The organism is Mesorhizobium sp. M1328 (assembly GCF_040318075.1).
Taxonomy (GTDB): domain Bacteria; phylum Pseudomonadota; class Alphaproteobacteria; order Rhizobiales; family Rhizobiaceae; genus Mesorhizobium.
Genome location: NZ_JAMYLO010000002.1, coordinates 212,794 through 235,842 on the forward strand (window position 1 = coordinate 212,794; position 23,049 = coordinate 235,842).

Sequence of the window (23,049 nt, forward strand, 5' to 3'; positions counted from 1 at the left end):
GATAAAGTGCAATCACATGGCCAGCATCACGATCCGCAACCTTGATGACGAGGTCAAGGATATGCTGCGCCGATTGGCTGCGGAGAATGGCCGGTCAATGGAAGACCAGGCGCGGGTCATGATCCGCGCAGCGGTCGAAGGTCAACTCGGTTCGTCCGGCCGCATCGACCAGATCGAGAAAACGTTGCGCGAACTGATAAGCTTGCAGAATCCTGCAGCTCCGGTGGTCGCGGTCCCCAGCCAAGTCGCGCGAGGTGTCCTCTCCGGCAAGCGCATCCTGCTCATCATCGGCGGAGGCATCGCTGCCTACAAAGCGCTCGACCTGATCCGCCGGCTGCGCGAGCGTGGTGCTTCGGTGCGCGTGGTGATGACGGCTGCGGCGCAGGAATTCGTGACCACGCTGTCGGTCGGGGCGCTGTCGGCCGATCATGTCTTCACCGATTTGTTCGACCGCAATGACGAGCACGATGTCGGCCACATCCGCCTGTCGCGCGAGGCCGACCTTATCGTCGTGGCGCCGGCCACCGCCGACCTGATGGCGAAGCTCGCCAACGGCCACGCCAATGATCTTGCCTCCACCGTGCTCATCGCCACCGACAAGCAGGTTTTAATGGCGCCCGCCATGAACCCGAAGATGTGGGCGCATCCGGCGACCCGGCGCAACCGCTCGACGTTGCAGAAGGACGGCATCGCATTTATCGGCCCGTCGAAGGGCGAGATGGCCGAGAGCAACGAGGCGGGCGAGGGCCGCATGGCCGAGCCGCTGGAGATCGTCGCCGCGATCGAGGCGCTGCTCGACAGCCGGCCAAAGCCGCTGGCGGGAAGAAAGATCATCGTCACTTCCGGACCGACGCATGAACCGATCGACCCGGTGCGCTACATCGCCAACCGCTCGTCGGGCAAGCAGGGCCATGCGATCGCGGCGGCGCTGGCCAGGCTTGGCGCCGACGTGCGTCTCGTCTCCGGTCCGGTCGGCGTTGCCGATCCGGCCGGCGTCGCCACGCTGCATGTCGAAACTGCCGTCGAGATGAAGGATGCGGTCGAACAGCTGCTGCCGGCCGACGCGGCAGTGTTCGTCGCGGCTGTCGCCGACTGGCGCGCTCAAAGCTCGGCCGGGGAAAAGATCAAGAAGGTGGCGGGCGAGGGTCCGCCGGTGCTGCAGATGGTGGAAAATCCCGATATTCTTGCCGGTGTCGGGCATCACAAAAAGCGGCCGATGCTGGTGGTCGGTTTCGCCGCGGAGACGCAGGACCTGGTCAGGAATGCCGAGGCCAAGCTTGCGAAAAAGGGTGCCGATCTTATCGTCGCCAATGATGTCTCGCATGAAGGCGGTTCTCCGGGCGTGATGGGCGGCGACCGCAACAAGGTGCGGATCGTCTCAAAGGCCGGCGTCGAGGAATGGCCGGAGATGAGCAAGGACGAGGTGGCGACGCGGCTCGCGGCACTGATCGCTGACCGGCTGAAGACGGTCGTGGTCTAGTCAATCCCCGACGGAGATTGGCAGCTTCGCCGGCTGCGCGTCGCTCGTCCCCGATATCCGCAAGGCGGCGAGGCATCCCAGGATTCCGAGCGGGATGAAGGCGAGGAACAGCCAGGCGGCGACATTTGCCGCGGCCTCGCGGTTCAGACCTTCGGAAAAGCCGCTGGCATTGGCGACGATGCCGGTCAGTGCCGCACCCACGGCATAGCCGATGCGCTGCATGGTCGGCACGGCGGCCGAGGCGACCGTCTGCTCGCCTTCCTTGGCCGATGCCACGATGACACGCGTGACGAACGGCCAGGCGATGCCGAAACCGCCGCCTTGCAGCAAGGCGCAAAGCAGGATCAACGGGATCGAGCCCGCCGGCACCGTATAGGCGAAACCGGCGATGCCCGTGGCGATCATCAGCGCTCCGCCGACGATGATCAGCCGCTCGCGCTCCGGCGGCGCATTGGCGACGAGGATCGACAGGATCGACCAGGCGATCGATTCGGCGGCGATGATGTAGCCGGTGGTGAGGATCGGAATGCCGTGGAGGCTGGTCAGGAGCAGTGGCCCGTAGACCGCGAACGAGCAGGTCGCCACCGAGAACGCCGCGACCATGGTCATGCCCGCGCCGACCGGCGAGCGCCATGAGAACAGCCGCGACGGGAACAGGCGCGAGCGCGGCTTCAGCGCGTCGATATGGATAAACAGCGCCAGGCCGATCAGGCCGAGGGTGAGCAGCAGCGACGAGCGCAGCAGGGCGATGTCGACGCCGGCGGTGGCGATCAGCACGACGCTGACGGCAAGGCAGCCAAGTGCTGCAAACGGGAAAGGCGGCGCTGAGCCGCCGGTCGCCTGCGGCCTTGTTGCTTCAGGCGTATCGAGCACGATGAAGCTTGCCAGGGCCATGGCCGTGCCGCCGAGGGTGAAGACGCCGAAGGCCCAGCGCCAGGACAGCAATTCGGTCATGACCGCGCCGAGCACCGGCCCGCTGAAGGCGGCGACACCCCAGATCGCCGACATGACGCCGAAAAGCTGCGGCCAGATCGCGCGGGCAAACAGCCGCTCGACCGAGACGAAGGCCAGCGACACCAGCGCGCCGCCGCCGAGCCCCTCGATCAGGCGGCCGCTGAGGAACAGCGGCATCGAAGGCGCGGTGGCGCAGACCAGCGCGCCGCCGGCATAGAGCATTGCGGCGACCATCATGTTGGTACGCAGCGCGACATAGCTCACCAGCCGTCCGGCGGCCGCACCGGCAACGATGGCGCCGAGCTCGTAGATCGCCAGCGACCAGCCGACCAGTTGCACACCGGCGAGCTCGCCGACCATGGCCGGCATGACCGTTGCCACCATCGTTTCGTTGGTGGCGTGCAGCAGGATGCCGAGGCTGATGAAGCAGAAGCGCGCCAGGTCGCCGCTCGCCCACAGCGCGCGCCAGTCAACTCTATTTGTGCTTGTTTTGGTCACCCCGTCCTCCCGAATTTTCTTGGGCGCCGATCTAAGATACTGAGCATTCGTCGCGTCGAAATGGACGCGCGCCGCCTCGCGGGAGGGCTTGTAGAACCTCAACCACAGTTGAGATCAAGCGGTTTTGATCGCCGTTGTCGTGGCGGATGTCAAAATTGTGCGATGGGGGGACGATCACGAGGCATTGAGATTCTGGTCAGACCGAAGACGAGCAATATTGGATCGCCGCAATCTTCGGTCACGGTAACGGCATGAACACAGTTGCCATGCCGTGATCTTCGAGCGCTGCAACTTTGAACATCAGGGCGGCCCATCCTCTGCGGAGTGGGCCTGCCGGAATCCATGAGCTTTCGGCAGCTATTCGCAGGCCGACACCTACGCTCCCCGCCGCTCGGGGAGCCATGCTACGCCGTTACTTGAACGAGTGGATCAGGTCCAGCGACGTGACGGCGACCGCCAGGTTGACGCCGGTCTGTGCCTGGACGCTGAGCGGCTGCAGCGAAAAGGCGCTGTCGAGGCCGCCGACCAAGAGATTGGCGCCGCCACCGGTGACCACGCTGGCCTCGGCATTCACGCCATAGTAGCTGCCGGCAAGGTCGCCCTCATCGTGGTTGCGGGTCGCCGCCAGAACCGCCCATACCAGCTGGCCCTGGTGCGTCCGGCCGACATCGACGCCGAGCTTGGAAATCACCCCGGTATAGACTTCGGAGGGACCGCCACGATGCGGACGAAAGACACAGGAAACACCCTTGTTGGAGGTGACGAGATAGGCCGTGCCGCCGTCGATGGTGCAGTCGAGCACGCCGAGCTGGAGCTTGCTGGCGCTGGCGGGAGCGACAACGACGGTCGTCGCCAGAGCGGCGGCACAGGCGAGTTTCTTGATCATGGCAGGGTCCTTTCCAATGGCTTTGTACAAACGGCTGAGCACGCCGAGCGTTCCGCCGAAAACTTGGCGCCAGCAAGGCAAGGGTAAACGCAGGGTTGTCGGGGTGCGGAAAGGGCGGCCCGATAAACCGGCCCGCTCAGCCGGCGCTGGTGCGAGCCAGGCCGTCCTTGGCCGGCTGGTAGGTCGGATTGAGGTGCACGGCCTCGCGGTAGGATTTCGCGGCCCTGACCTTGTCGCCGCGCCGTTCGTAGATTAGCGCCTGGTTGGACCAGGCCTCGGCGTTCTTGCCGTCGAGCTTTATGGCCATGTTGAAGTCGGCGAAGGCGTTGTCCTCGTCGTTCATGGCAAGGTAGGAGAGGCCGCGTCCGTTGTAAGGCTCGGAAGCATCCGGCGCTAGCGAAATGGCGGTCGAGAAATCCTCGATGGCAAAGGCGTGCTGGCCCTGGCTCTGGTAGATCAGGCCGCGATTGTGATAGGCGCGCGCGTCGGTCGTGTCGAGCTGGATGGCCTTCTGGAAATCGTTGAAGGCTTCCTGGATCCGGCCGGCCCTGCGGTAGAGATTGCCGCGGCCGATATAGGCGGCGTCATAATTGGAATTGATCTGGATCGAGCGGTTGTAGTCGGCCAGCGCGCTTGCCTGGTCACCGAGGAAGCGCTGGATGAGCGCCCGGTTCGAATAGGCCTGGTAGAAATTCGGATTGAGCTGGATGGCGGTGTCGAAGTCCTTCAGCGCCGCCTGGTACTGGCCGCCGCGGCCATAGGCCGAGCCTCGCACATTGTAGGCTTCCGGATCCTGGGGGTTGCGCTGGATCACCGCCGACAGCGAGGAGATGTTCTCGCTCGAGGCTTGCGCCTTGTCGATGTTGTTGAACTCGCCGGTTGGAACGCTCTGGCAGCTGGCAAGCGCCATCCCGGAAAGCAGGGCTGCCGTCAGGGCGAGGCCGCGCCACGCGGTTCTGCGCTCTACGGTGATTGCGTCCATGTCTGCCCTGTCCTTACTGCGCCGTCTGGTCCGTGGCCCCTCCGAACCGGCATCTCTCCCAACCGGTCCTCTCGGACCGGGTCGAACTCACAACAAAAAGGTGGCGGCGATTCCGCATCGCGCCACCTTGGATATCCTTGGAAAAGGACGAAAAATTGACGTCAGAACCGCGGCGGACGCGGAGCACCGGCACCGGCAGCACCGGCCGCGACCGGACGCGGCGTCATCGGCAGCAGGCCTTCGCGCTGGGCGCGCTTGCGGGCCAGCTTGCGGGCACGGCGCACGGCTTCCGCCTTTTCACGGGCGCGCTTCTCGGAGGGCTTCTCGTAATGTCCGCGCATCTTCATTTCGCGGAAGATGCCTTCGCGCTGCATCTTTTTCTTGAGCGCGCGAAGCGCCTGATCAACATTGTTGTCGCGGACGAGTACCTGCACGTGCAATCCTGTCTTTCGGTTTGAAATCAACAGGCAAGCGGCCATAGCCACAAGCCTCCGCGGCGCGTTACACCACGAATTGGGGCGGCTGATAGCAGAATCAAGGGGCGCTGTCCACAGCCGATTGAGAGACGGTGCCGACCCCGAAACGAAAAACCCGCCTCGGCGGCGGGTCTTCGGTGTGAATCAGCACCATATCGAAATTAATAGCATAGCTGCCGGCACAAAGCAAGAACAAAATTCATCTTGGACCAGATAGGCGCCGCTACGCTGTGGCCAGGTGGAGCTGCTCGAAACCCTCGAAGAATTCGCCGTAGTCGCAGGTTATCTCCTCGCCGGCGGCGATGTCGCGGGTCGCGGTGGCCCCGCCATGCTGCGAAAAGTCGGTGTTCGGCTTGTCGGCGTGGTTCATGAAACGGCCATTGTCGACCTCATAGACCATGAAGCCCGGCCGGTCCGGACTGGGATAGGCATATCTGTCGAGCAATTCCTTGAGGTGCGGCGGCGCAGTCTCGTATCTTTCGACCGGGATCAGCCGGTCAAAGTCCGGATCGAGACGCCAGATCTGCGCGCCTTTGCGGACCGGCTCGGCGGCGAACACGCCGACGCCTTCGATTGCGCTTGCAGCGATATAGGTCCTGATCAGCAGCATGTTTCCAACCCGTTTTCGAGGAGAAGACGGAATCGTCAAATCGCCGGAAAAAGCAAGACCGGTTTTTTTGACGTTGGCTTGCGCGCCGATGCGCCGACCGCGAAACGCTTCACGTCCGGGTGATCGAGACGCCGCCGTCGGCGAACAGTGCCGTGCCGGTGGTGAAGCTCGATGCATCGGAAGCCAGGTAAAGCGCCGAGCGGGCGATCTCCACTGGCTCGGCGACGCGCTTCAAGGCATGCAGGTTTTCGACGAAGGCTCGCGATTCAGGTGTCTTGAACGTTGCCGAGGGCGTGTCGGTGCCGCCCGGCAGCAGCGCGTTGACTCGAATGCCCTTGGCGCCAAATTCGGCCGCCAGCACCTGCGTCAATCCGACCAGACCGGCCTTGCTTGCGGCATAGCTGGTCATGCCGGGCATGCCGACCGTGTAGCCGACGAAGGTGGAGGTGAAGATCAACGAGCCGCCACCGCGTTCGACCATCGCCGGCACCTGGTATTTCGCGCCGAGAAAGGCGCTGGTCAGATTGGTATCGAGCGTCTCGCGCCAGCCCTCCAGCGACAGCTCCGAAACCGGCCCCATCCTACCGACCGAGCCGGCATTGTTGAAGGCGATGTCGAGCCCGCCGAATTTCCCGACCGCCAGGTCGACGAGGGCTTTTGCGTAGGCTTCGTCGCGTACGTCGCCGGGAAGGGCAATGGCCGTGCCGTCGGCGTCTTCGATTTCGGCAACCAGCGCATCGAGCTCCGCCTGGCGACGGGCTGCGACGACCACCTTGGCGCCTTCCTCCGCAAACACCTTGGCCGTGGCGCGGCCGATGCCGGAGCTGGCGCCGGTGACGATGGCAACTTTGTTGGCAAGTGCGAGCATTTTTTTGCATCCTTTTTTCGCGCCGGCCCTTGCCGGCAATCGGGATGCTTGGTCGCAAATCGGGGCGGTGCGAACCACCCGATACCTGCGAAGGCATCTGCGAAGATTCCTTGACGCCGGATGGGCACCGGGCTACCAAGTCGCCATTCAACTTTGCGGGTGGACGCGCCACCCATTCCAATGACCCCCCAAGACATAATGAGCAAGTTGTTGGCCCCCGGCTTCGAGGGTGACAGCGAGTTGACGTTCGCTCTTCAATCGGAATTCAACAAGGGCTTTCCCCTCGAAAACCTCCGGCCGCTGCTGGTCTCCAGCAACGCCCGGACACAAGCTGCAGCGGTGTTCATAGCGACCGAAATGGGCTCCAGGCTGAGCTACAAGCTAAATTGTGTTGTCGCCGAGATAGCCGATCTGCTCGATAGCAAAGCTTCTCATCTCCGCTTCGATGCAATCGGGGCGCTCAGGGGCTGTACCACGCCGGCCGATGGCGCCATTCTCGGCCGCGTCATGCTGCGGCTGGGTGACGAACATGCCGGTGTTCGATGGAAAGTCGTCCAGTTCGTCTGCTTTGCGAAGCGGTGGCAGCTGCAGCTCGCGGTGGAAAATGCCGCAGCGCTGCGTCCCGACTCGGCTTTTGCGACGTTGGTCAACGCTTACGGACGGCATTTCATGCCGAGAGCCAAGGAACTGCAGCGGTTGCTCGAGCATCCGGACGCACTGTTGCGGCGCTTTGCGGCGGCAGTGGCCATCAGGCCGCGCCAGGTGATCGTCGAGCGCTTCGTGGCCATGGCGGAGCAGTCGAACGATGCGGAAGTTCGTAAAATCGCGGCCGATTGCCGTGAGGGTTATTTGCGATCGATCTATGCAATCGGGCCGTCCATCTTGAAGCGCGCGTCCTCTGAAACGTCAAAAGGCGAAACGCAGAACAGCGGCCGTTGAAAGGCACGGCGCAAAACGGCAAGCGCCGTCGCAAACAGTGCAAGGCTGGCAGCACGGTTTCGCTAGTGATACAGCTCGCGCGCCGGGGTTGGCTGATCTGCCCGGCCGCCATTTGCGAGGCCTGCAACGTTGAAGAAATACTCGGTATTTGCCATCGCCCGCGAGGCCATGCGCGGTCATAGAGGCTGGGAGGAACAGTGGTCCTCGCCGGAGCCGAAAAAGGAGTATGACGTCGTCATCGTCGGCGCCGGCGGCCACGGCCTGGCCACGGCCTATTATCTCGCCACGGTGCACGGCATCACCAACGTTGCGGTTTTGGAAAAAGGCTGGCTCGGCGGCGGCAATACCGGCCGCAATACCACCATCATCCGCTCGAACTATCTCTACGACGAGAGCGCCGGCATCTACGACCATGCGCTGAAGCTGTGGGACGGGCTCAGCCAGGAGCTCAACTACAACGTCATGTATTCGCCGCGGGGCGTCATGATGCTCGCCCACAACATCCACGACATCCAGGTGCTGAAGCGGCACGTCCACGCCAACCGGCTGAACGGCATCGACAATGAATGGCTGACGCCGGAACAGGCCAAGGAATTCTGCCCGCCGCTCAACATTTCGCGCGATGCGCGCTACCCGGTTATGGGTGCTGCCCTGCAGCGCCGCGGCGGCACGGCGCGCCACGATGCCGTCGCCTGGGGCTATGCGCGCGGCGCTTCGGCGCGCGGCGTCCACATCATCCAGAATTGCGAGGTCACCGGCGTCAAGCGGGCGCCGAACGGCGCGGTTACCGGCGTCGAGACGACGCGCGGCTTCATCGGCGCCAGGAAGGTCGGCGTGGTCGCCGCCGGCCATTCCTCGGTGATCATGAACATGGCCGGCGTGCGCATGCCGCTGGAAAGCTATCCACTGCAGGCGCTGGTATCGGAGCCGGTCAAGCCGGTGGTGCCTTGCGTGGTGATGTCGAACACGGTGCATGCCTATATCTCGCAGTCCGACAAGGGCGAGCTGGTCATCGGCGCCGGCACCGACCAATATGTCTCCTATTCGCAGACCGGCGGCCTGCACATCCTGCAGCATACGCTCGACGCGATCTGCGAGATGTTTCCGATCTTCACCCGCATGAAGATGCTGCGCTCATGGGGCGGCATCGTCGACGTGACGCCGGACCGTTCGCCGATCCTGGCCAAGACGCCGGTGCCCGGCCTCTATGTCAATTGCGGCTGGGGCACGGGCGGCTTCAAGGCGACGCCGGGTTCGGGCCATGTCTTTGCCCATACGATCGCCAGGGACGATCCGCACCCGATCAACGCGCCCTTCACCATAGAGCGCTTCCGCACCGGCCGGCTGATCGACGAGGCGGCGGCGGCAGCGGTGGCGCACTGATGATGACCGAGATGGCTGTCGCCATGCCGCTGATGCTCGCCGGCGAGCAAGGCCTGTTTCATATCCCGACGCCAGAGGAGGTGCGCCTGCAGCCCATCAGCCGCGCCGGCAATGAAGCGGATTGGCCGTTTTCCGTCGACGAGGGTGTACTCGCCTGCGCCTGGAGCGCCGGTCAGAGAGTGGTCACCTTTATGGAGAACCGGCCAGCCGATCTCGAGGAAGGCGAAAAATTCGAGCGGCGCTACGTCATCGTGACGACCGAACCGATGACGCTTTCGGTCGGCAATATGGCGTATCGCGACCTTTTCCGCCCGGTAGCCAGCATCGAGGAGCGCATCCGGCTGGTCGCGCCCTTCGTGACGATGGGCCAGAGGCTTTGCGACCAACCTGCCGGCGCTCGCGTCGGCCACGGCGAACTGTAGGACCAACCATGCTTCTCATCCGCTGCCCCTATTGCGAGGAAGAGCGTCCGGAGCTCGAATTCCGCAACGCCGGCGAGGCGCATATTGCGCGTTCCCCAAACATCGCCGGCGAGAGCGACGACGATTTCGAAAGGTTCTTCTTCATCCGCTCCAATCCCAAGGGGATCATCTATGAGCGCTGGCGGCACATGCATGGCTGCGCGCGGTTCTTCAACGCCGTGCGCGACACCGTCAGCGACAGGTTCCTGATGACCTACAAGGCCGGCGAGCCGAAGCCCACGAAGCTGCCGGGAGCCGCCAAATGAGCGCCACGTTCCGCATTGCCGGCGCTGGGCGGCTCAAGCAGGCAAAGATAGCTGGCTTCAGCTTCGACGGCCGCCCCTATACCGGGATCGAGGGCGACACGCTGGCCTCGGCGCTGCTTGCCAATGGCGTCCACCTTGTCGGCCGCTCGTTCAAGTACCACCGGCCGCGCGGCTTCCTGTCGGCAGGCGCCGAAGAGCCGAACGCGCTGGTCGAGATCAAGCGCGACCAGGCACGCAAGACACCGAACGTCCGCGCCACGGTGCAGGAACTCTATGACGGGCTGACCGCACAGTCGCAGAACCGCTGGCCGTCGCTCGCTTTCGACATCGGTGCAGTCAGCAGCATCGCCTCGCCGATGCTTTCGGCCGGCTTCTACTACAAGACCTTCATGTGGCCGAAGGCTGCGTGGAAAAACCTCTACGAGCCCAAGATCCGGGCCGCCGCCGGTCTCGGCGTCGCCCCCAACCAGCCGGATCCCGACCATTATTCGGCGCGCTTCGCCCATTGCGAGGTGCTGGTGCTTGGCGGCGGTGCCGCGGGCATCGCCGCGGCATTGGCCGCGGCCGAGACCGGCGCGCGTGTCATCCTTGCCGACGAGCAGGCGGAATTCGGTGGCAGCCTGCGCTTCGAGAGCGGCGCGAAGATTGAAGGCCAGGACGGCTTTCCCTGGGCGCAATCCGCTGTCGCTAAGTTGAGGGCGATGGACAATGTCCGCGTGCTGCCGCGCACCACGGCCTTCGGCTATTACGCGCAGAATTTCGTCGGGCTGGTCGAGCGCGTCAGCGACCATCTGCAGAACCCCGGCCGCGACCTGCCCCGCGAGCGGCTGTGGCAGGTTCGCGCCAAACGCGTGGTGCTGGCGACCGGCGCCATCGAGCGCCACATGGTGTTTGCCGACAACGACCGGCCGGGCATCATACTGGCATCGGCGGCGCGCACCTATCTCAACCATTACGGTGTCGCCGTCGGCAGGAATGTCGGCGTCTACACCGCGAACGATTCCGCCTATGCGGCGGCGATCGACCTGAAAAAGGCCGGCATCAACGTGGCGGCCATCGTCGACCTGCGCGACAACCCGACCGGGCCGGTGATCGACGAGGCGAGGGCGCTCGGCATCGAGGTCAATTTCGGCCGCGCCGTGATCCGCGCCGGCGGCAAGCTGCGGGTGTCGTCGATGACCGTGCAGCCGAAGAATGGCGGCGGCGAGCGCACCATCCCGGTTGACGCGATTCTGATGTCGGCCGGCTGGACGCCATCGGTGCATCTGTTCTCGCAATCGCGCGGCAAGGTCGCCTTCAATGACGAGACCAAGCGCTTCGTGCCCGGCATCTACGCGCAGGACTGCGTCTCCGTCGGCGCCTGCAACGGTACGGACGGGCTGTCGGCGACGATCGAGGAGGCCTATGCAGCGGGTGCCAAGGCGGCCAAGGACGCCGGCAGCAAGCCAGCCAAGGGCACGAAGCCGAAGGTCGATGCCGGCGAGAGCTGGTCACGCGGCATGCTGGGTGCGGCACCCGGCGCCGGCGCGGATACGACGGTAAAGGCGTTCGTCGACTTCCAGAACGACGTCACCGCCAAGGACATCCGCCAGGCGGTGCATGAAGGCATGCGCTCGATCGAGCACGTCAAGCGCTTCACCACCAACGGCATGGCGACCGACCAAGGCAAGACCTCCAACATGCACGGCCTGGCGATTGCCGCCGAGACGTTGGGCAAGCCGATCCCGCAGGTCGGGCTGACGACGTTCCGTGCGCCCTATACGCCGGTGACATTCGGCTCGATCGTCGGGCACGCGCGCGGTCCCCTGTTCGACCCGACCCGCAAGACGGCGATCCATCCCTGGGCAGAGCGCCAGGGCGCGATGTTCGAGGATGTCGGCCAGTGGAAGCGCGCCTGGTACTTCCCGAAGCCGGGCGAGGACATACATGCGGCCGTCGACCGCGAATGCGTCACGGTGCGCAAGACGGCCGGCCTGTTCGACGCCTCGACGCTGGGCAAGATCGAGGTGGTCGGGCCGGATGCGGCCAAATTCATGGAACTGCTCTACACCAATCCATGGGAGAAACTGGAGCCCGGTCGCTGCCGCTACGGCATCATGCTGCGCGAGGACGGTTTCATCTATGACGACGGCGTGGTGGGAAGACTGGCTGCCGACCGTTTCCACGTGACGACGACGACCGGCGGCGCGCCGCGCGTCATGAACCATATGGAGGATTATCTCCAGACCGAGTTCCCGCATCTCAACGTCTGGCTGACCTCGATCACCGAGCAGTGGGCGGTGATCGCCGTGCAGGGACCGAAGTCTCGCGACATCATCGCGCCGCTGGTCGAGGGCATCGACATGTCGGATGAAGCGCTGCCGCATATGTCGGTGCGCGAAGGCCGGATCTGCGGCGTTCCGACAAGGCTGTTTCGCATGTCGTTCAGCGGTGAGCGCGGCTTCGAGGTCAACGTGCCGGCCGATTACGGCGAGGCGGTCTGGGAAGCGCTATGGGCCGAGAGCCAGAAGCATGGCGCCTGTGCTTACGGCACCGAGTCGATGCATGTGCTGCGCGCCGAAAAGGGCTACATCATCGTCGGCCAGGATACCGACGGCACGGTGACGCCGAACGACGCCGGGCTCGACTGGGCGGTCGGCAAGAAGAAGACCGACTTCGTCGGCATTCGCGGCATGGCGCGGCCGGACCTGGTCGCCAAGGGCCGCAAGCAGCTTGTCGGCCTGAAGACCAGGGATCCCAAAGTGGTGCTGGAGGAGGGCGCGCAGGTCGTCGCGGACCCGAAGCAGGCAATCCCGATGAAGATGATCGGCCATGTCACCTCGAGCTATTGGTCGCAAAATTGCGGCCGCTCGATCGCGCTGGGGCTGGTCGCCGGCGGCCGCGATCGCATGGGCGAGACGCTCTACGTGCCGATGCCGGACGGGGTGGTCGAGGTGGAGGTCACCGGCATGGTGTTCTTCGACGAGAAGGGAGAGCGCCTCAATGGCTAAGGCCGCTTTGAAAACTGCCGCCGCCGGACCCTCGGTCGAACGCCGTCCGGCGCTCGCCGGCCAGTCGCTTTCCGGCGCCGGCGTCACACTTGCCGTGCTGCCGCCGGCCGAGCGCATATCGCTGCGCGCGCCGGACACCTCGATCGCGGCACTTTCGAAAGCGCTCGGCGTCGTCCTGCCGCAGAGACCGAAAACCTCGGCGGCAAAGGCCGGACGCACGGCCTTGTGGCTCGGGCCGGACGAGTGGCTGGTCATCGATGAGAGCGGCAAAGACCCGCTCGCCGATTGCGCCAGGGTTTCCGCGCTGCATTCGGCGGTCGGCATCTCGCACCGCAACGTCGCCATATCGGTCACCGGTCCGGCTGCCGCGGCGACGATCAATGCCGGCTGCCCGCAGGTTTTGTCGCTCGACGCCTTTCCGGTCGGGGCGGCGTCGCGTACCATTCTCGGCAAGGTCGAAATCGTCCTGTTGCGCACCGCGGCCGACGCGTTCCGCGTCGAATGCTGGCGTTCGTTCTCCGATTATGTCTTTACTTTTCTGTCGGAGGCAGCGCGCGACGCGGCAGCATAGGCATGTTCGCCGTGCCCGACCGTTCTGCGACAGCGAGCCGAGGGAGAATGCAAATGCCGTCGAACTCCGCGCCGAAGTCGCCGGCCAAGACGCCGGCCGTGCGCTCTTTCGAAGGCGAGCAGCGCACTGGGACGGATATTGAAGAGGAACTCGAGGAAGGCCTCGAGGATACATTCCCGGCCAGCGATCCGGTGTCGATCACCGGAACGGCCATTCCCGGCGCACCCGCAAGACCCGGCAAGCCCAAAAGCGTGGCGGGACAGAAGCGCAAGAGATAATTTCTATCGGCCCGGCGGAGCCGGCCTCGACCAGCAGGTTTGCGCGGTTCCATGTGGATATGCGTTCCAGCGTCGATGATTGGCGAAAGCCCGAACGAGGGCGATCTCCCACGCAAGGGCAGGCCTATCGCAGGTGGAAAGCCGAGGCTTTCACTCTACGATGTACCCCCACCCCAACCCCTCCGCCACAAGGGGGAGGGAGACTTCTGTTGGCGCTAACCTCGGGCAAATGGCCTGCCTTTCGGCGCCAAAGCGGAAGGAAAGGCGCGCGGCAGCGTTCCCTCCCCCTTGTGGGGAGGGTTAGGGTGGGTCCATCTTCGCAAGAATCCAAATGCGATTGCCCAGCCTGCAAGTGGGGAGATCGGCAGCTTCGCCGATGGCGCCCATTTCGGTGCCGGCATCGACCAGCCACGAGGACGGGCAATCAGGATATCCTGCCGCTCCTCATCTTCATGCCGCTCGAAGTCCTCAGAAGCTGCTTGGCACGATCCACGGGTCAATGCCGATGCCGAGCCTCGGGCCCTTGGTGTCGGCCTTGTGGGTCGCGGCATCCACCTTTTCAAGCGATCCGGTCGGCGCGCAATCGAGCTTCACATCGGTCTTGGTGCCGATGCAGGTCGCTTCCTGCTTGGCTGGCTGACTGCCGCCGGCAAATGCGGCGCCAGAGAGCGCCAGCAGGGCGGCGAGCGTGAGGATTGCCTTCTTCATGGTCTGTCTCCGGTCCAGTTATTGGATTCGTACATGTACGGCATTGCGTACAGATACGCCCAGGACTTAGGGAGTTCAAGCAAAATCGTACATGTACGGAGAAGTTGAGCGCAGGAATTGCCGAACGCTCGGCGCCGGAGCGCGGATCGTTCGGAGAAGATCCTACAGATCGGGAGAAGCGCCGCTCTTCAGCAGTTGACCGGCGGCGTGAGCGGCGCGATCTCGTGCGCGGCGATGGCTTCGAGCATGATGTCGCCGATCCGTGTGATGAACGTCTTTTGGTCGCCGAACGGGTAGAACGGGAAGGTGATCAGCAGCGAGATGGCGCCGTGGCCGACTGCCCACAACATGGTGGCGATGGCGCGTGAATCGCCTTTGAGTCTGCCGGCGGCAACGCAGGCTTCGACCCTCTCGATCAGCACTTTCATCGCCGGGTTGCCGCTCTCCATATCGGCGAACGTCTTTCCGGCTGGCGGCCTGACTTTTTCGGTCATGAAAACGGTGCGGTATTCGTTGGGATTTTCCAGCCCGAAGGCAGCGTATTCGACAAGCACCGCCTTGAGCGCCTCGATCGGGTCGTCGGCCGTGTGACGTTCGATGCGCCTGGCCAAGGTCTCGAACGCGTCCTCGGCCAAGGCGAACAGGATATCCTGCTTGTCGGCGAAATAGGAATAGACCGACATCGGCGCATAGCCGACGCGCTTGGCGAGCTTGCGGATGGTGAGGCCGTCATAGCCTTCTTCCTGGACAAGCTTGTGCGCGGCGTCGACAAGTTCGGAACGCAGTTCGGCCTTTTGTTTTTCGCGGCGCTCCTGGACGCTTAGCTGCAATTGTTCGACTGCCTTAAATGAATGATGGCTGGATGCAGCATATATACGCTGTACGGCGTCGGGCAAGGTGGCACGAAGCAGAAGCTTGACTGTCACAAAACGATGTAACCCGGCAATAAAGCCGGCAACATCGGACTGTTACAGACAAAGACTAATTCGCGGCTCTGCAACAATTGTGATCTGGGAGGCCAACATGGCCCCGACTGAGCTTTCGTCCGGCGTGCCGGACGTGGACCCGCTTTCCCATCGCGCCAGGATGGCGCTCAGGCGCGTCGTCATGGTTGCATGGCTGGCGATCGCGCTCGGCTTCGCCATGGAAGCTCTCATTCTGACCGTCAGATTTGCGGCAGGTGCCTATCCGGCGACGACACAGGTTCTGATCGAACTGGCGCAAGGCGTGACCTGGTCGTTCTTCGTCTGCGCCGGCGTCAGCCTCGGCACGGCGCTCACCAAGGTGCGAGCCTCGTTCGGCGGCTTAGTCAGCGCGATTTCGGCGCCACTGGCGATGGGCATCGCCAAAGGGACGCAAAAGGTGATGGTCAGCGCGCTCGATGCGGCCGCGAAGCCGGCCATCCTGTCGCTCACCACGCTGGGCGTGCTGCGTGCGATCGAATACGGGCTGCTCGGCTGGATACTGGCGTCGCTGGCATCGAAGGAAGAACCGCGTCCGCTTCATTTCGCGCTGGCGGGCGCCCTGATAGGTGCGGTATTCGGCGGCGGCATCACGGTGCTGACGATCGAGACGGCCGCGGCGAACGACGCTGCTCTCGCAATGCCACAGGCGATCGCAACCGGCCTCAACGAGATCGTGTTCCCAATCGGTTGTTCACTGGTCGTCTACATTGCGCTGCAGGTCAGCCGCCACATGAAGTACGTCGCGGCCGAAGCCAAATAGACTTAGAGCGGTTCATCGTTTCACGGAAACGCTGAACCGCTCTATCTCTTTGTTTTTGCGCAATTCCGGACAGAAAACCGCTTCACACTTTTCCTGGAATTGCTCTAGGTCCCCAGGCTCGGATGCCAGTCAAACCGCTTCCGGCTGGCGTTCGATCAGCGTCAGGGTCAGCCAGCGGGCAGTCAGCGCCGGTTTTTTCGAGCCCTCGATCTCGATCGTCACGTCGTGCGCCGTCTGCACCCAGCCCGACGGCCTGACCTTGACGTCGGCCAGCACGAAGCGCGTGCGGATGCGCGAGCCGGTCTTCACAGGCGCCAGGAAGCGCAGCGAATCGAAGCCGTGATTGACGCCCATCTTGCTGTTTTCCAGCGGCGGCATGGTTTCGAAGGTCATCGCCGACAACAGCGAAAGCGACAGGAAGCCATGCGCGATGGTGCCGCCGAACGGCGTCTCGCGGCTGGCGCGTTCCGGATCGCAATGGATGAACTGATGGTCGTCGGTGGCATCGGCGAACTGGTCGATCATGCGCTGGGTGACCACCCGCCATGGCGACACGCCGACTTCCTTGCCGACATTGGCCAGAAGCACATCGAGACTGATCGGTTCCACGCTGATGTCCTCCATCTTCACCCCCGGCATTTCACTCGCCGGATGGCGTGCGTCTCATTCCTTGAACAATGTCAGCCCGTGTTGCACCGACTGCCCGCCATCGATCGGCAGGATGGCGCCGGTGACATAGCTGCCGGCACGGCTGCACAAATAGAGCGTTGCGCCGGCAATGTCATCCGGCGCGCCGATGCGGCCGATCGGTACATGGTTGCCGATATGTCTTGCCTGGTCCTCGGTGCCGGTGGCGAAGGCCGTCATCCGGCTCTGGAAAGGGCCGGGCGCAAAGGCGTTGACGGTGATGCGGCGGCCGGCGAGCTCGATCGCCAGGATGCGCGTCAGGTGGTGAACCGCAGCCTTCGAGGCAGAGTAGGAGTAGGCATCTTCGGCCAAAGGCTGCGTGCCCATTACCGATCCGAGATTGATCACCCGTGCCGGGTCGGCATCGCTGGCGGCGGCTTCGAGCAGAGGCAGCAATTCGCGCGTCAGGTGGAAGACCGCGGCAACGTTGACGCCGAACACCTTGGCCCAGGCATGGTAGGGAAAACTTTCCAGCGGCGAGCCCCAGGAGATGCCGGCATTGTTGACCAGGATATGCAGCCGCTCGGTCCGTGTCCTGACCTCGGCTACGAGCGCCGCAATGCCGGCCTCACTGGAGACGTCGGCGGAGAAACCCTCGGCCCGGCCGGAGGCGCCAAGGCCGTTCAACTCGCCGGCTACCCTGACGCAATCCTCGCCCTTGCGCGAGGCGATCATCACCGAAGCGCCGGCCTTGACCAGAGCGGTCGCCGCCATGCGGCCGATGCCGGTCGCGGCGCCGGTGACCAGCGCCGTCTTGCCGGCGACGGAAAACAGTTCGTCCAGATAGCTCATCGAATTCCTCCGCGCAGTTCACCGCGCTTTGACTGGTGGTTCAAGGAAGCGGCTTCAAGTCGACAAGGCTAGCCGAACTACGATCATCCTTGCCACGGCTAAAGTACCCGGACTGGGGCGATGGCAGGGTTTGCGGCTGAATTGGTTAGGCGCCAGCGGCAAGGTGTTCATTCGGCCGTGACATGGGTCGGATGAATGATGCGGCCATCCCCGTTAGCGAGCACCTTGGTAAGCTGTTCATTTCGCGCGTGAACCAGTCGTCATTACTCCTCCGCCCAAGCCGCAGGCGGGTCTTGAGGAGTCGGGAGGGTGGCCGAGCAGTGGGGCGAGACTGACGTTCGTATTCGTGGACGGGGACTATGCTTTCAAGGCGAAAGCTATGGGTAAGAAACAACGCACCGTCCTGCTGGCAGCGGTCTTTGCGTCTGTCTTTGGCGTTTTTTTGCTGATCCTGATTCTGCAGATGGTCAGCCTTTTGGTTGACTAGCCCAGCCAGCAAGCGTGCCTTTCCGAAAGCCTGTGCTACCGCAGGCTTTCCAGTTCGCGGATGCGTTTGGCGCCGTCGGCCTCGAGCTGCCTTGTGACGGCGCCGATCAGCGTTTCGGCAACGACGAAAAGTGCGGCGGATGAGTCCCAGGCCGAAGGCACGGCGGTGCGCCCGGCGATGACGTGGCGGGCGAAGCGGGCGATCGGCGACAGCCACTGGTCGGTGAACAGCACGATCTGCACGCCGCGCTGGTTGGCAGTCTCGGCGAAACGGACCAGGCTGTCCTGGTAGCGCCTGATGTCGAAGATCACCAGCACGTCGCGCTTGCCCATGTCGATCAGCCGGTCGCGCCAGACGCTTTCCTGGCCGGCGAGATGGAAGACATTGGGTTGGATGATAGCGAGGTGGGCGGCCATGTAGCGCGCCAGCGGGTCGGTGAAGCGGCCGCCGATCAGGAATGTCTTGCCGCGCCGGTCGGCAAGCTTGGCGACGATGTCGGCAAGCTGCTTGTCCGAGAGATGCCGGAATGTCTCGCGCATATTGTCGAGCGTCGCCTCCAGCATCGGCGAGACGGCGCTGCTGCCCTGCGATGGGGGATTGAGCGTGCGCGAGGCCGGCGACTGCAATTGCGCCGCCAGCTCGTCCTGCAGCGCCGACTGGAATTCCGGGTAGTTCTGGAAGCCGAGCCGGGCGACGAAACGCAGGATCGTCGGCGACGATACGCCGGCCGTGGTCGAGAATTCGGCGACCGTCTTCAGCCCGATCAGCGGATAGCTGGCGATCAGCGTTTGCGCTGCGCGCCGTTCGCCGGCCGGCATGGTGCCGATGCGGTCGGAGATCAGTTCGGCAATGCTCGAAACCATGTTTTTCCCCACCCTGGCCGGGCCGTTACCGCGTTATCGAAATCGCGTTTGACAAAGCCGGCCAAACTGTATGAAATCATCCGCAGGGACGCAATGAGGCAAAATACGTAACATACGGTACAGCGCTCCCCGGGGACAGCAGACAATGGAGACAGCACGGCCCGCCAGCCTTGCATCGCCTGAAACCGTAAGGGTGACGAACCCCGGCGGATCAAGCCCTTTCGTGCTAACCTGCGACCACGCCTCCAACTTCCTGCCGCCGGAATTCGGAACGCTCGGCCTTGCCGCCGAGGAGCTTTCCCGCCACATCGCCTGGGATCCCGGCGCCTTGCCGGTGGCGCGCCGCATGTCCGAGGTGCTCGATGCGACGCTGGTCGAGACCTGCATTTCGCGGCTCGTCATCGACTGCAACCGACCGCTCGACGCGCCGGACCTGATAGTGACGATCAGCGCCAGCGAAAAAACCGTTGTCCCGGCCAACCAGGGGCTTTCCGCCGACGAGCGGGAGGCGCGCATCGCGCTGGCTTGGCGGCCGTTCCACGACCGGATCGCGACGATCATCGACGAGCGCCTGGCGGCCGGGCGGGAGACGCGGCTGGTGTCCATCCATTCCTTCACGCCGGTGTACAAGGGCAAGTGCCGGCCCTGGCACATCGGCATCATCCATGACGAGGACCGCCGGCTGGCGGCGCCACTGATCGCGGCGCTGCAGCAGCTTGCCGGTGTCACCGTCGGCGTCAATGAACCCTATTCGCCGGCCGACCGCGTCTATTTCACGCTGGAACGTCATGCCCGCTCGCGCGGGCTGCCCTGCGCGATGATCGAAATCCGCAACGACGAGATTTCCGGCGCAGCCGGGCAACGGAAATGGGCGGATCTGCTCACGGGTATTTTTCTCAATCTGGAGCCCGAAGCGGCCAAGGCCTCCAGACCAAGCGCAGTCGGAAAGTCAGTTCAATCGGCCAGCTAAGAAACCAAAAGGGGACTTCAAAATGGTAGCACCGGGTTACAGCGAAGGTGACAAGAAGGAGGACCTGAAAGTTCTCCACGGAATGGGCTATGCTCAGGAACTGTCGCGAAGCATGAGCCGCTTCTCGAATTTCGCGATCTCGTTCTCGATCATCTGCATCCTCTCAGGCGGCATCAATTCCTTCGCGCAGGCGACGTCGTCCATCGGTGGCGCCGGCGCCGGTATCGGCTGGATCGTCGGGTGCATGGTTTCGGGATTTTTCGCGCTCGCCATGGCCCAGATCGCCTCGGCATTTCCGACCGCCGGCGGCCTCTATCACTGGGCGTCGATCCTCGGCAATCGTTTCACCGGCTGGCTGACCGCCTGGCTCAACCTGCTCGGCCTGATCACCGTTCTGGGCGCCATCAATATCGGTACCGCATTCTTCTTCGTTGGAACGTTCGGGAGCTGGTTCGGCATTACTGGTACTCCGGGCGAAATTGTCGGATTTGTTGCCGTCATCACTGTGATCCAGGCGCTCTGCAATCACTTCGGCATCAAGCTGACCGCCATGCTGACTGACGCTTCCGGCTTCCTGATCCTTGGCGCAACAGCTGTGCTGATCGTTGCCTGCCTAGTGTTTGCGCCTGCGATCGACATCACGCGGCTTTGGACCTTCACCAACTATTCAGGTGATGCCGGGGGCGGTGTCTTCCCACAGTCGGATTCCATGAGCTACCTGTTCCTGCTCTGCCTGCTGCTGCCGGTCTACACCATCACCGGATACGATGCGTCGGCGCATACTTCGGAAGAAACGCTGAAGGCAGCGCATTCCGTTCCGCGGGCGATCATTTCGTCCGTGCTCTGGTCGTCGCTGATCGGCTGGGCGATGGTCTGCGCGATCGTTCTGGCAATTCCGGACCTGGCTGCCGGCGCCAAGCAGGGCTGGAGCGTATTCTTCTCGACAATGGATGCAATCCTACCGGGCTGGCTGAAAGAACTGCTCTATCTGGCCATCCTGATCTCGCAGTTCCTCTGCGGCCTCGCCACGGTGACCTCGGCCTCGCGCATGCTGTTTGCCTTCTCTCGCGACGGCGGCATGCCGGTCGGTTCGGCCGGGCTCGCCAAAGTCAGCCCAACCTGGCGCACGCCGGTCAACGCCATCTGGACCGCTGCGATCCTCGAGATCATCTATGTCTTTCTTGCCCAGTTCATTTCGATCGGCGGCACCAACATCTATACCATCGTCGTCAATTCGACGCTGGTGTTCCTGTTCCTGTCCTTCACGATTCCGATCGCGCTCGGCATGATGGCTTTCGGAACGGCGAAATGGCCGAATCCCGGCCCGTGGAATCTCGGCGCAGGACTGTTCAAGCTGTTTTGCGTCCTGTCGGTCATCGGCATGGCGATCATCTTCTACATCGCCATCCAGCCGCCGAACGACAAAGTGCTCTATATCACCCTGGGCTTCATTGTACTGACCGCGGTCCTTTGGTTCGGTTTCGAGAACCGCCGCTTCCAGGGTCCGCCCATCGGCGACCAGATCGCAAAGCGCCAGGCGGCGATCAAGGCAGCCGAGATAGCCGTCGGCGAAGCCGGCGCCTGACGCTCTCTCGTGACCATGGCCGGCATCGCGCCGGCCATGGTTTTCATTCCCTTTTCAAAACGACAAACGCTGGAGTGCCGTAAGAATGGCCGGAAATTTCTCGTTCGATCAGTTGAAGCAAGCGGTCTCCAGCGGCGAGGTCGACACGGTGCTGGCCTGCATCGTCGACATGCAGGGGCGGCTTGCGGGAAAGCGGTTCCTGGCCCGGTACTTCGTCGATTCCGCGCATGACGAGACGCATGGCTGCAACTACCTGCTGGCCGCCGACATCGATATGGAACCGGTGCCCGGCTACAAGGCGGCGAGCTGGTCGAAGGGCTATGGCGATTTCGTCATGAAGCCGGACCTTGCGACGCTGCGGCTCGTTCCGTGGCTGGAGAAGACGGCGCTGGTGATTTGCGACGTGCTCGACCACCATACCCATGACGACCTGGCGCATTCGCCGCGCGCCATACTGAAGAAGCAGGTCAAGCGGCTGCAGGAACGCGGCTATATCGGCTATTTCGCTTCCGAGCTCGAATTCTATCTGTTCAGCGAAACCTACGATTCCGCCCGCAAGAAGCACTGGCAGGGCCTCGAGACGGCATCGCCCTACATCGGCGACTACCAGATCGGCATCACCACCAAGGAAGAAGGCGTCATGCGCCGGCTGCGCAACGAGATGGAGGCGGCCGGCATCCCGATCGAGAATTCGAAGGGCGAGTGGGGTCCCGGCCAGGAAGAGATCAATGTCCGCTACGCCGAGGCGCTCGACATGGCCGACCGCCACGTCATCCTGAAGAACGGCGCCAAGGAAATCGCCGAGTCCGAAGGCAAGGCGATCTCGTTCATGGCCAAGTACAATTACGGGCTCGCCGGCAATTCCAGCCACATCCATAATTCGCTGTGGAGCGCCGACGGCAAGACGCCATTGTTCTACGACAAAAATGCCGAGTGGACGCTGTCTACGCTCGGCCAGCAATGGGCGGCCGGCCAGCTCAAATATGCCAAGGAATTCACCTGGTTCCTGGCGCCCTACATCAACTCCTACAAGCGCTTCCAGGCCGGCACCTTTGCGCCGACCAAGATCATGTGGAGCGAGGACAACCGCACCGCCGGTTTCCGTCTTTGCGGCGAGGGCACCAAGGGCATTCGCATGGAATGCCGCATCGGCGGCGCCGATTTGAACCCCTATCTGGCTTTCGCCGCTCTGATCGCGGCCGGGCTTGCCGGCATCGATGAAAAGCTTGAACTGCAGAAGCCTTTCATCGGTGACGCCTACCAGGCCTCGCAGCTGCCTGAAATTCCAAAGACATTGCGCGATGCCACGGCGACGCTGGCGGAATCGAAGATGCTGAGGCAGGCGCTCGGCGACGATGTGCTGGAACATTACGTCCACACGGCACACTGGGAACAGTTCGAGTACGACCGCCGGATTACGGACTGGGAACTGCACAGAGGGTTCGAGCGGTATTAGATGACCTGGCAATGTCAGCACCGCCCGCCCCTCACCTCTACCCTCTCGTGAAGAACGGGGAGAGGGGGGTCGCCAGCGCTGGAGCTTGTCCCTTCTCCGTCACTATAGGCGGAAAGGTGCCGGCAGGCGGATGA

Annotated in this window: 23 protein-coding genes; 12 read left to right on the forward strand and 11 right to left on the reverse strand. The window is 63.4% G+C overall.

The features are described 5' to 3' along the window. The first annotated feature begins 16 nt into the window (after positions 1-16). Positions 17-1,480 carry a bifunctional phosphopantothenoylcysteine decarboxylase/phosphopantothenate--cysteine ligase CoaBC gene (gene coaBC, locus NKH23_RS05610; RefSeq protein WP_352910694.1) on the forward strand — a complete coding sequence of 488 codons (1,464 nt, stop codon included), beginning with the start codon at positions 17-19 and terminating at the stop codon, positions 1,478-1,480. Here coaBC and NKH23_RS05615 read toward each other — a convergent pair whose 3' ends face one another. The 6 genes from NKH23_RS05615 to NKH23_RS05640 all read right to left on the reverse strand — a co-directional run bounded on the left by NKH23_RS05615 (position 1,481) and on the right by NKH23_RS05640 (position 6,754). Continuing rightward, entirely contained in the window at positions 1,481-2,932 is a 1,452-nt protein-coding gene (locus NKH23_RS05615; protein WP_352910696.1) for an MFS transporter, read from the reverse strand. A gap of 412 nt (positions 2,933-3,344) precedes the next feature. After that, complete coding sequence (locus NKH23_RS05620) at positions 3,345-3,818, reverse strand: DUF992 domain-containing protein (protein WP_292657306.1); 474 nt, start codon at positions 3,816-3,818, stop codon at positions 3,345-3,347. A gap of 136 nt (positions 3,819-3,954) precedes the next feature. Then, entirely contained in the window at positions 3,955-4,800 is an 846-nt protein-coding gene (locus NKH23_RS05625) for a tetratricopeptide repeat protein (protein ID WP_292657303.1), read from the reverse strand. 161 nt (positions 4,801-4,961) lie between these two features. Then, positions 4,962-5,234 carry a 30S ribosomal protein S21 gene (gene rpsU / locus NKH23_RS05630; protein ID WP_023675331.1) on the reverse strand — a complete coding sequence of 91 codons (273 nt, stop codon included), beginning with the start codon at positions 5,232-5,234 and terminating at the stop codon, positions 4,962-4,964. A 265-nt stretch (positions 5,235-5,499) separates the two neighbouring features. Then, on the reverse strand, positions 5,500-5,886 hold the full coding sequence (locus NKH23_RS05635) for an SET domain-containing protein (protein WP_352713648.1): 387 nt from the start codon (positions 5,884-5,886) through the stop codon (positions 5,500-5,502). Positions 5,887-5,995: 109 nt separating this feature from the next. Further along, positions 5,996-6,754 carry an SDR family oxidoreductase gene (locus NKH23_RS05640; protein WP_353034327.1) on the reverse strand — a complete coding sequence of 253 codons (759 nt, stop codon included), beginning with the start codon at positions 6,752-6,754 and terminating at the stop codon, positions 5,996-5,998. Between the two features lie 198 nt (positions 6,755-6,952). Here NKH23_RS05640 and NKH23_RS05645 point away from each other — a divergent pair, with 198 nt between their 5' ends. The 7 genes from NKH23_RS05645 to NKH23_RS05675 all read left to right on the forward strand — a co-directional run bounded on the left by NKH23_RS05645 (position 6,953) and on the right by NKH23_RS05675 (position 13,642). Next, entirely contained in the window at positions 6,953-7,693 is a 741-nt protein-coding gene (locus tag NKH23_RS05645) for a hypothetical protein (protein WP_353034329.1), read from the forward strand. 129 nt (positions 7,694-7,822) lie between these two features. Further along, positions 7,823-9,076, forward strand: coding sequence for a sarcosine oxidase subunit beta (locus tag NKH23_RS05650; RefSeq protein ID WP_352709259.1), 1,254 nt, complete (start codon positions 7,823-7,825; stop codon positions 9,074-9,076). Next, entirely contained in the window at positions 9,076-9,498 is a 423-nt protein-coding gene (locus NKH23_RS05655) for a hypothetical protein (protein ID WP_023675337.1), read from the forward strand. The genes NKH23_RS05650 and NKH23_RS05655 overlap by 1 nt, the downstream gene beginning before the upstream one ends. Before the next feature lie 8 nt (positions 9,499-9,506). Next, positions 9,507-9,803, forward strand: a complete 297-nt coding sequence (locus NKH23_RS05660; protein WP_352713637.1) for a sarcosine oxidase subunit delta — start codon at positions 9,507-9,509, stop codon at positions 9,801-9,803. Next, positions 9,800-12,793: a sarcosine oxidase subunit alpha gene (locus NKH23_RS05665; protein ID WP_352713634.1), complete on the forward strand. Its 2,994-nt coding sequence runs from the start codon at positions 9,800-9,802 to the stop codon at positions 12,791-12,793. Before NKH23_RS05660 ends, NKH23_RS05665 begins: the two co-directional genes overlap by 4 nt. Next, entirely contained in the window at positions 12,786-13,364 is a 579-nt protein-coding gene (locus NKH23_RS05670; RefSeq protein ID WP_353034331.1) for a sarcosine oxidase subunit gamma, read from the forward strand. Before NKH23_RS05665 ends, NKH23_RS05670 begins: the two co-directional genes overlap by 8 nt. A gap of 53 nt (positions 13,365-13,417) precedes the next feature. Next, positions 13,418-13,642 carry a hypothetical protein gene (locus tag NKH23_RS05675; RefSeq protein ID WP_352713630.1) on the forward strand — a complete coding sequence of 75 codons (225 nt, stop codon included), beginning with the start codon at positions 13,418-13,420 and terminating at the stop codon, positions 13,640-13,642. Between the two features lie 468 nt (positions 13,643-14,110). Here NKH23_RS05675 and NKH23_RS05680 read toward each other — a convergent pair whose 3' ends face one another. Both NKH23_RS05680 and NKH23_RS05685 read right to left on the reverse strand, forming a co-directional pair. Then, complete coding sequence (locus NKH23_RS05680) at positions 14,111-14,350, reverse strand: DUF680 domain-containing protein (RefSeq protein WP_352713628.1); 240 nt, start codon at positions 14,348-14,350, stop codon at positions 14,111-14,113. A gap of 188 nt (positions 14,351-14,538) precedes the next feature. Next, positions 14,539-15,180 carry a TetR/AcrR family transcriptional regulator gene (locus tag NKH23_RS05685; protein ID WP_353034333.1) on the reverse strand — a complete coding sequence of 214 codons (642 nt, stop codon included), beginning with the start codon at positions 15,178-15,180 and terminating at the stop codon, positions 14,539-14,541. Positions 15,181-15,373: 193 nt separating this feature from the next. On the opposite strand from NKH23_RS05685, the gene NKH23_RS05690 reads away from it, so the two are divergent. Continuing rightward, entirely contained in the window at positions 15,374-16,075 is a 702-nt protein-coding gene (locus NKH23_RS05690; RefSeq protein ID WP_352713623.1) for a hypothetical protein, read from the forward strand. Positions 16,076-16,204: 129 nt separating this feature from the next. On the opposite strand, the gene NKH23_RS05695 is transcribed toward NKH23_RS05690, so the two are convergent. From NKH23_RS05695 to NKH23_RS05705, 3 genes are all read right to left on the reverse strand, one after another. Beyond that, positions 16,205-16,699: a MaoC family dehydratase gene (locus NKH23_RS05695; RefSeq protein ID WP_031211357.1), complete on the reverse strand. Its 495-nt coding sequence runs from the start codon at positions 16,697-16,699 to the stop codon at positions 16,205-16,207. A 39-nt stretch (positions 16,700-16,738) separates the two neighbouring features. Then, on the reverse strand, positions 16,739-17,554 hold the full coding sequence (locus NKH23_RS05700) for an SDR family oxidoreductase (RefSeq protein ID WP_352713620.1): 816 nt from the start codon (positions 17,552-17,554) through the stop codon (positions 16,739-16,741). A 522-nt stretch (positions 17,555-18,076) separates the two neighbouring features. Continuing rightward, entirely contained in the window at positions 18,077-18,904 is an 828-nt protein-coding gene (locus NKH23_RS05705) for a MurR/RpiR family transcriptional regulator (protein WP_352713618.1), read from the reverse strand. Positions 18,905-19,049: 145 nt separating this feature from the next. On the opposite strand from NKH23_RS05705, the gene NKH23_RS05710 reads away from it, so the two are divergent. From NKH23_RS05710 to NKH23_RS05720, 3 genes are all read left to right on the forward strand, one after another. Further along, positions 19,050-19,874: an N-formylglutamate amidohydrolase gene (locus tag NKH23_RS05710; RefSeq protein WP_352910711.1), complete on the forward strand. Its 825-nt coding sequence runs from the start codon at positions 19,050-19,052 to the stop codon at positions 19,872-19,874. Between the two features lie 22 nt (positions 19,875-19,896). Beyond that, positions 19,897-21,459, forward strand: coding sequence for an amino acid permease (locus tag NKH23_RS05715; protein WP_352713612.1), 1,563 nt, complete (start codon positions 19,897-19,899; stop codon positions 21,457-21,459). 85 nt (positions 21,460-21,544) lie between these two features. After that, positions 21,545-22,915, forward strand: a complete 1,371-nt coding sequence (locus NKH23_RS05720) for a glutamine synthetase family protein (RefSeq protein ID WP_352713609.1) — start codon at positions 21,545-21,547, stop codon at positions 22,913-22,915. Positions 22,916-23,049: the final 134 nt, after the last annotated feature.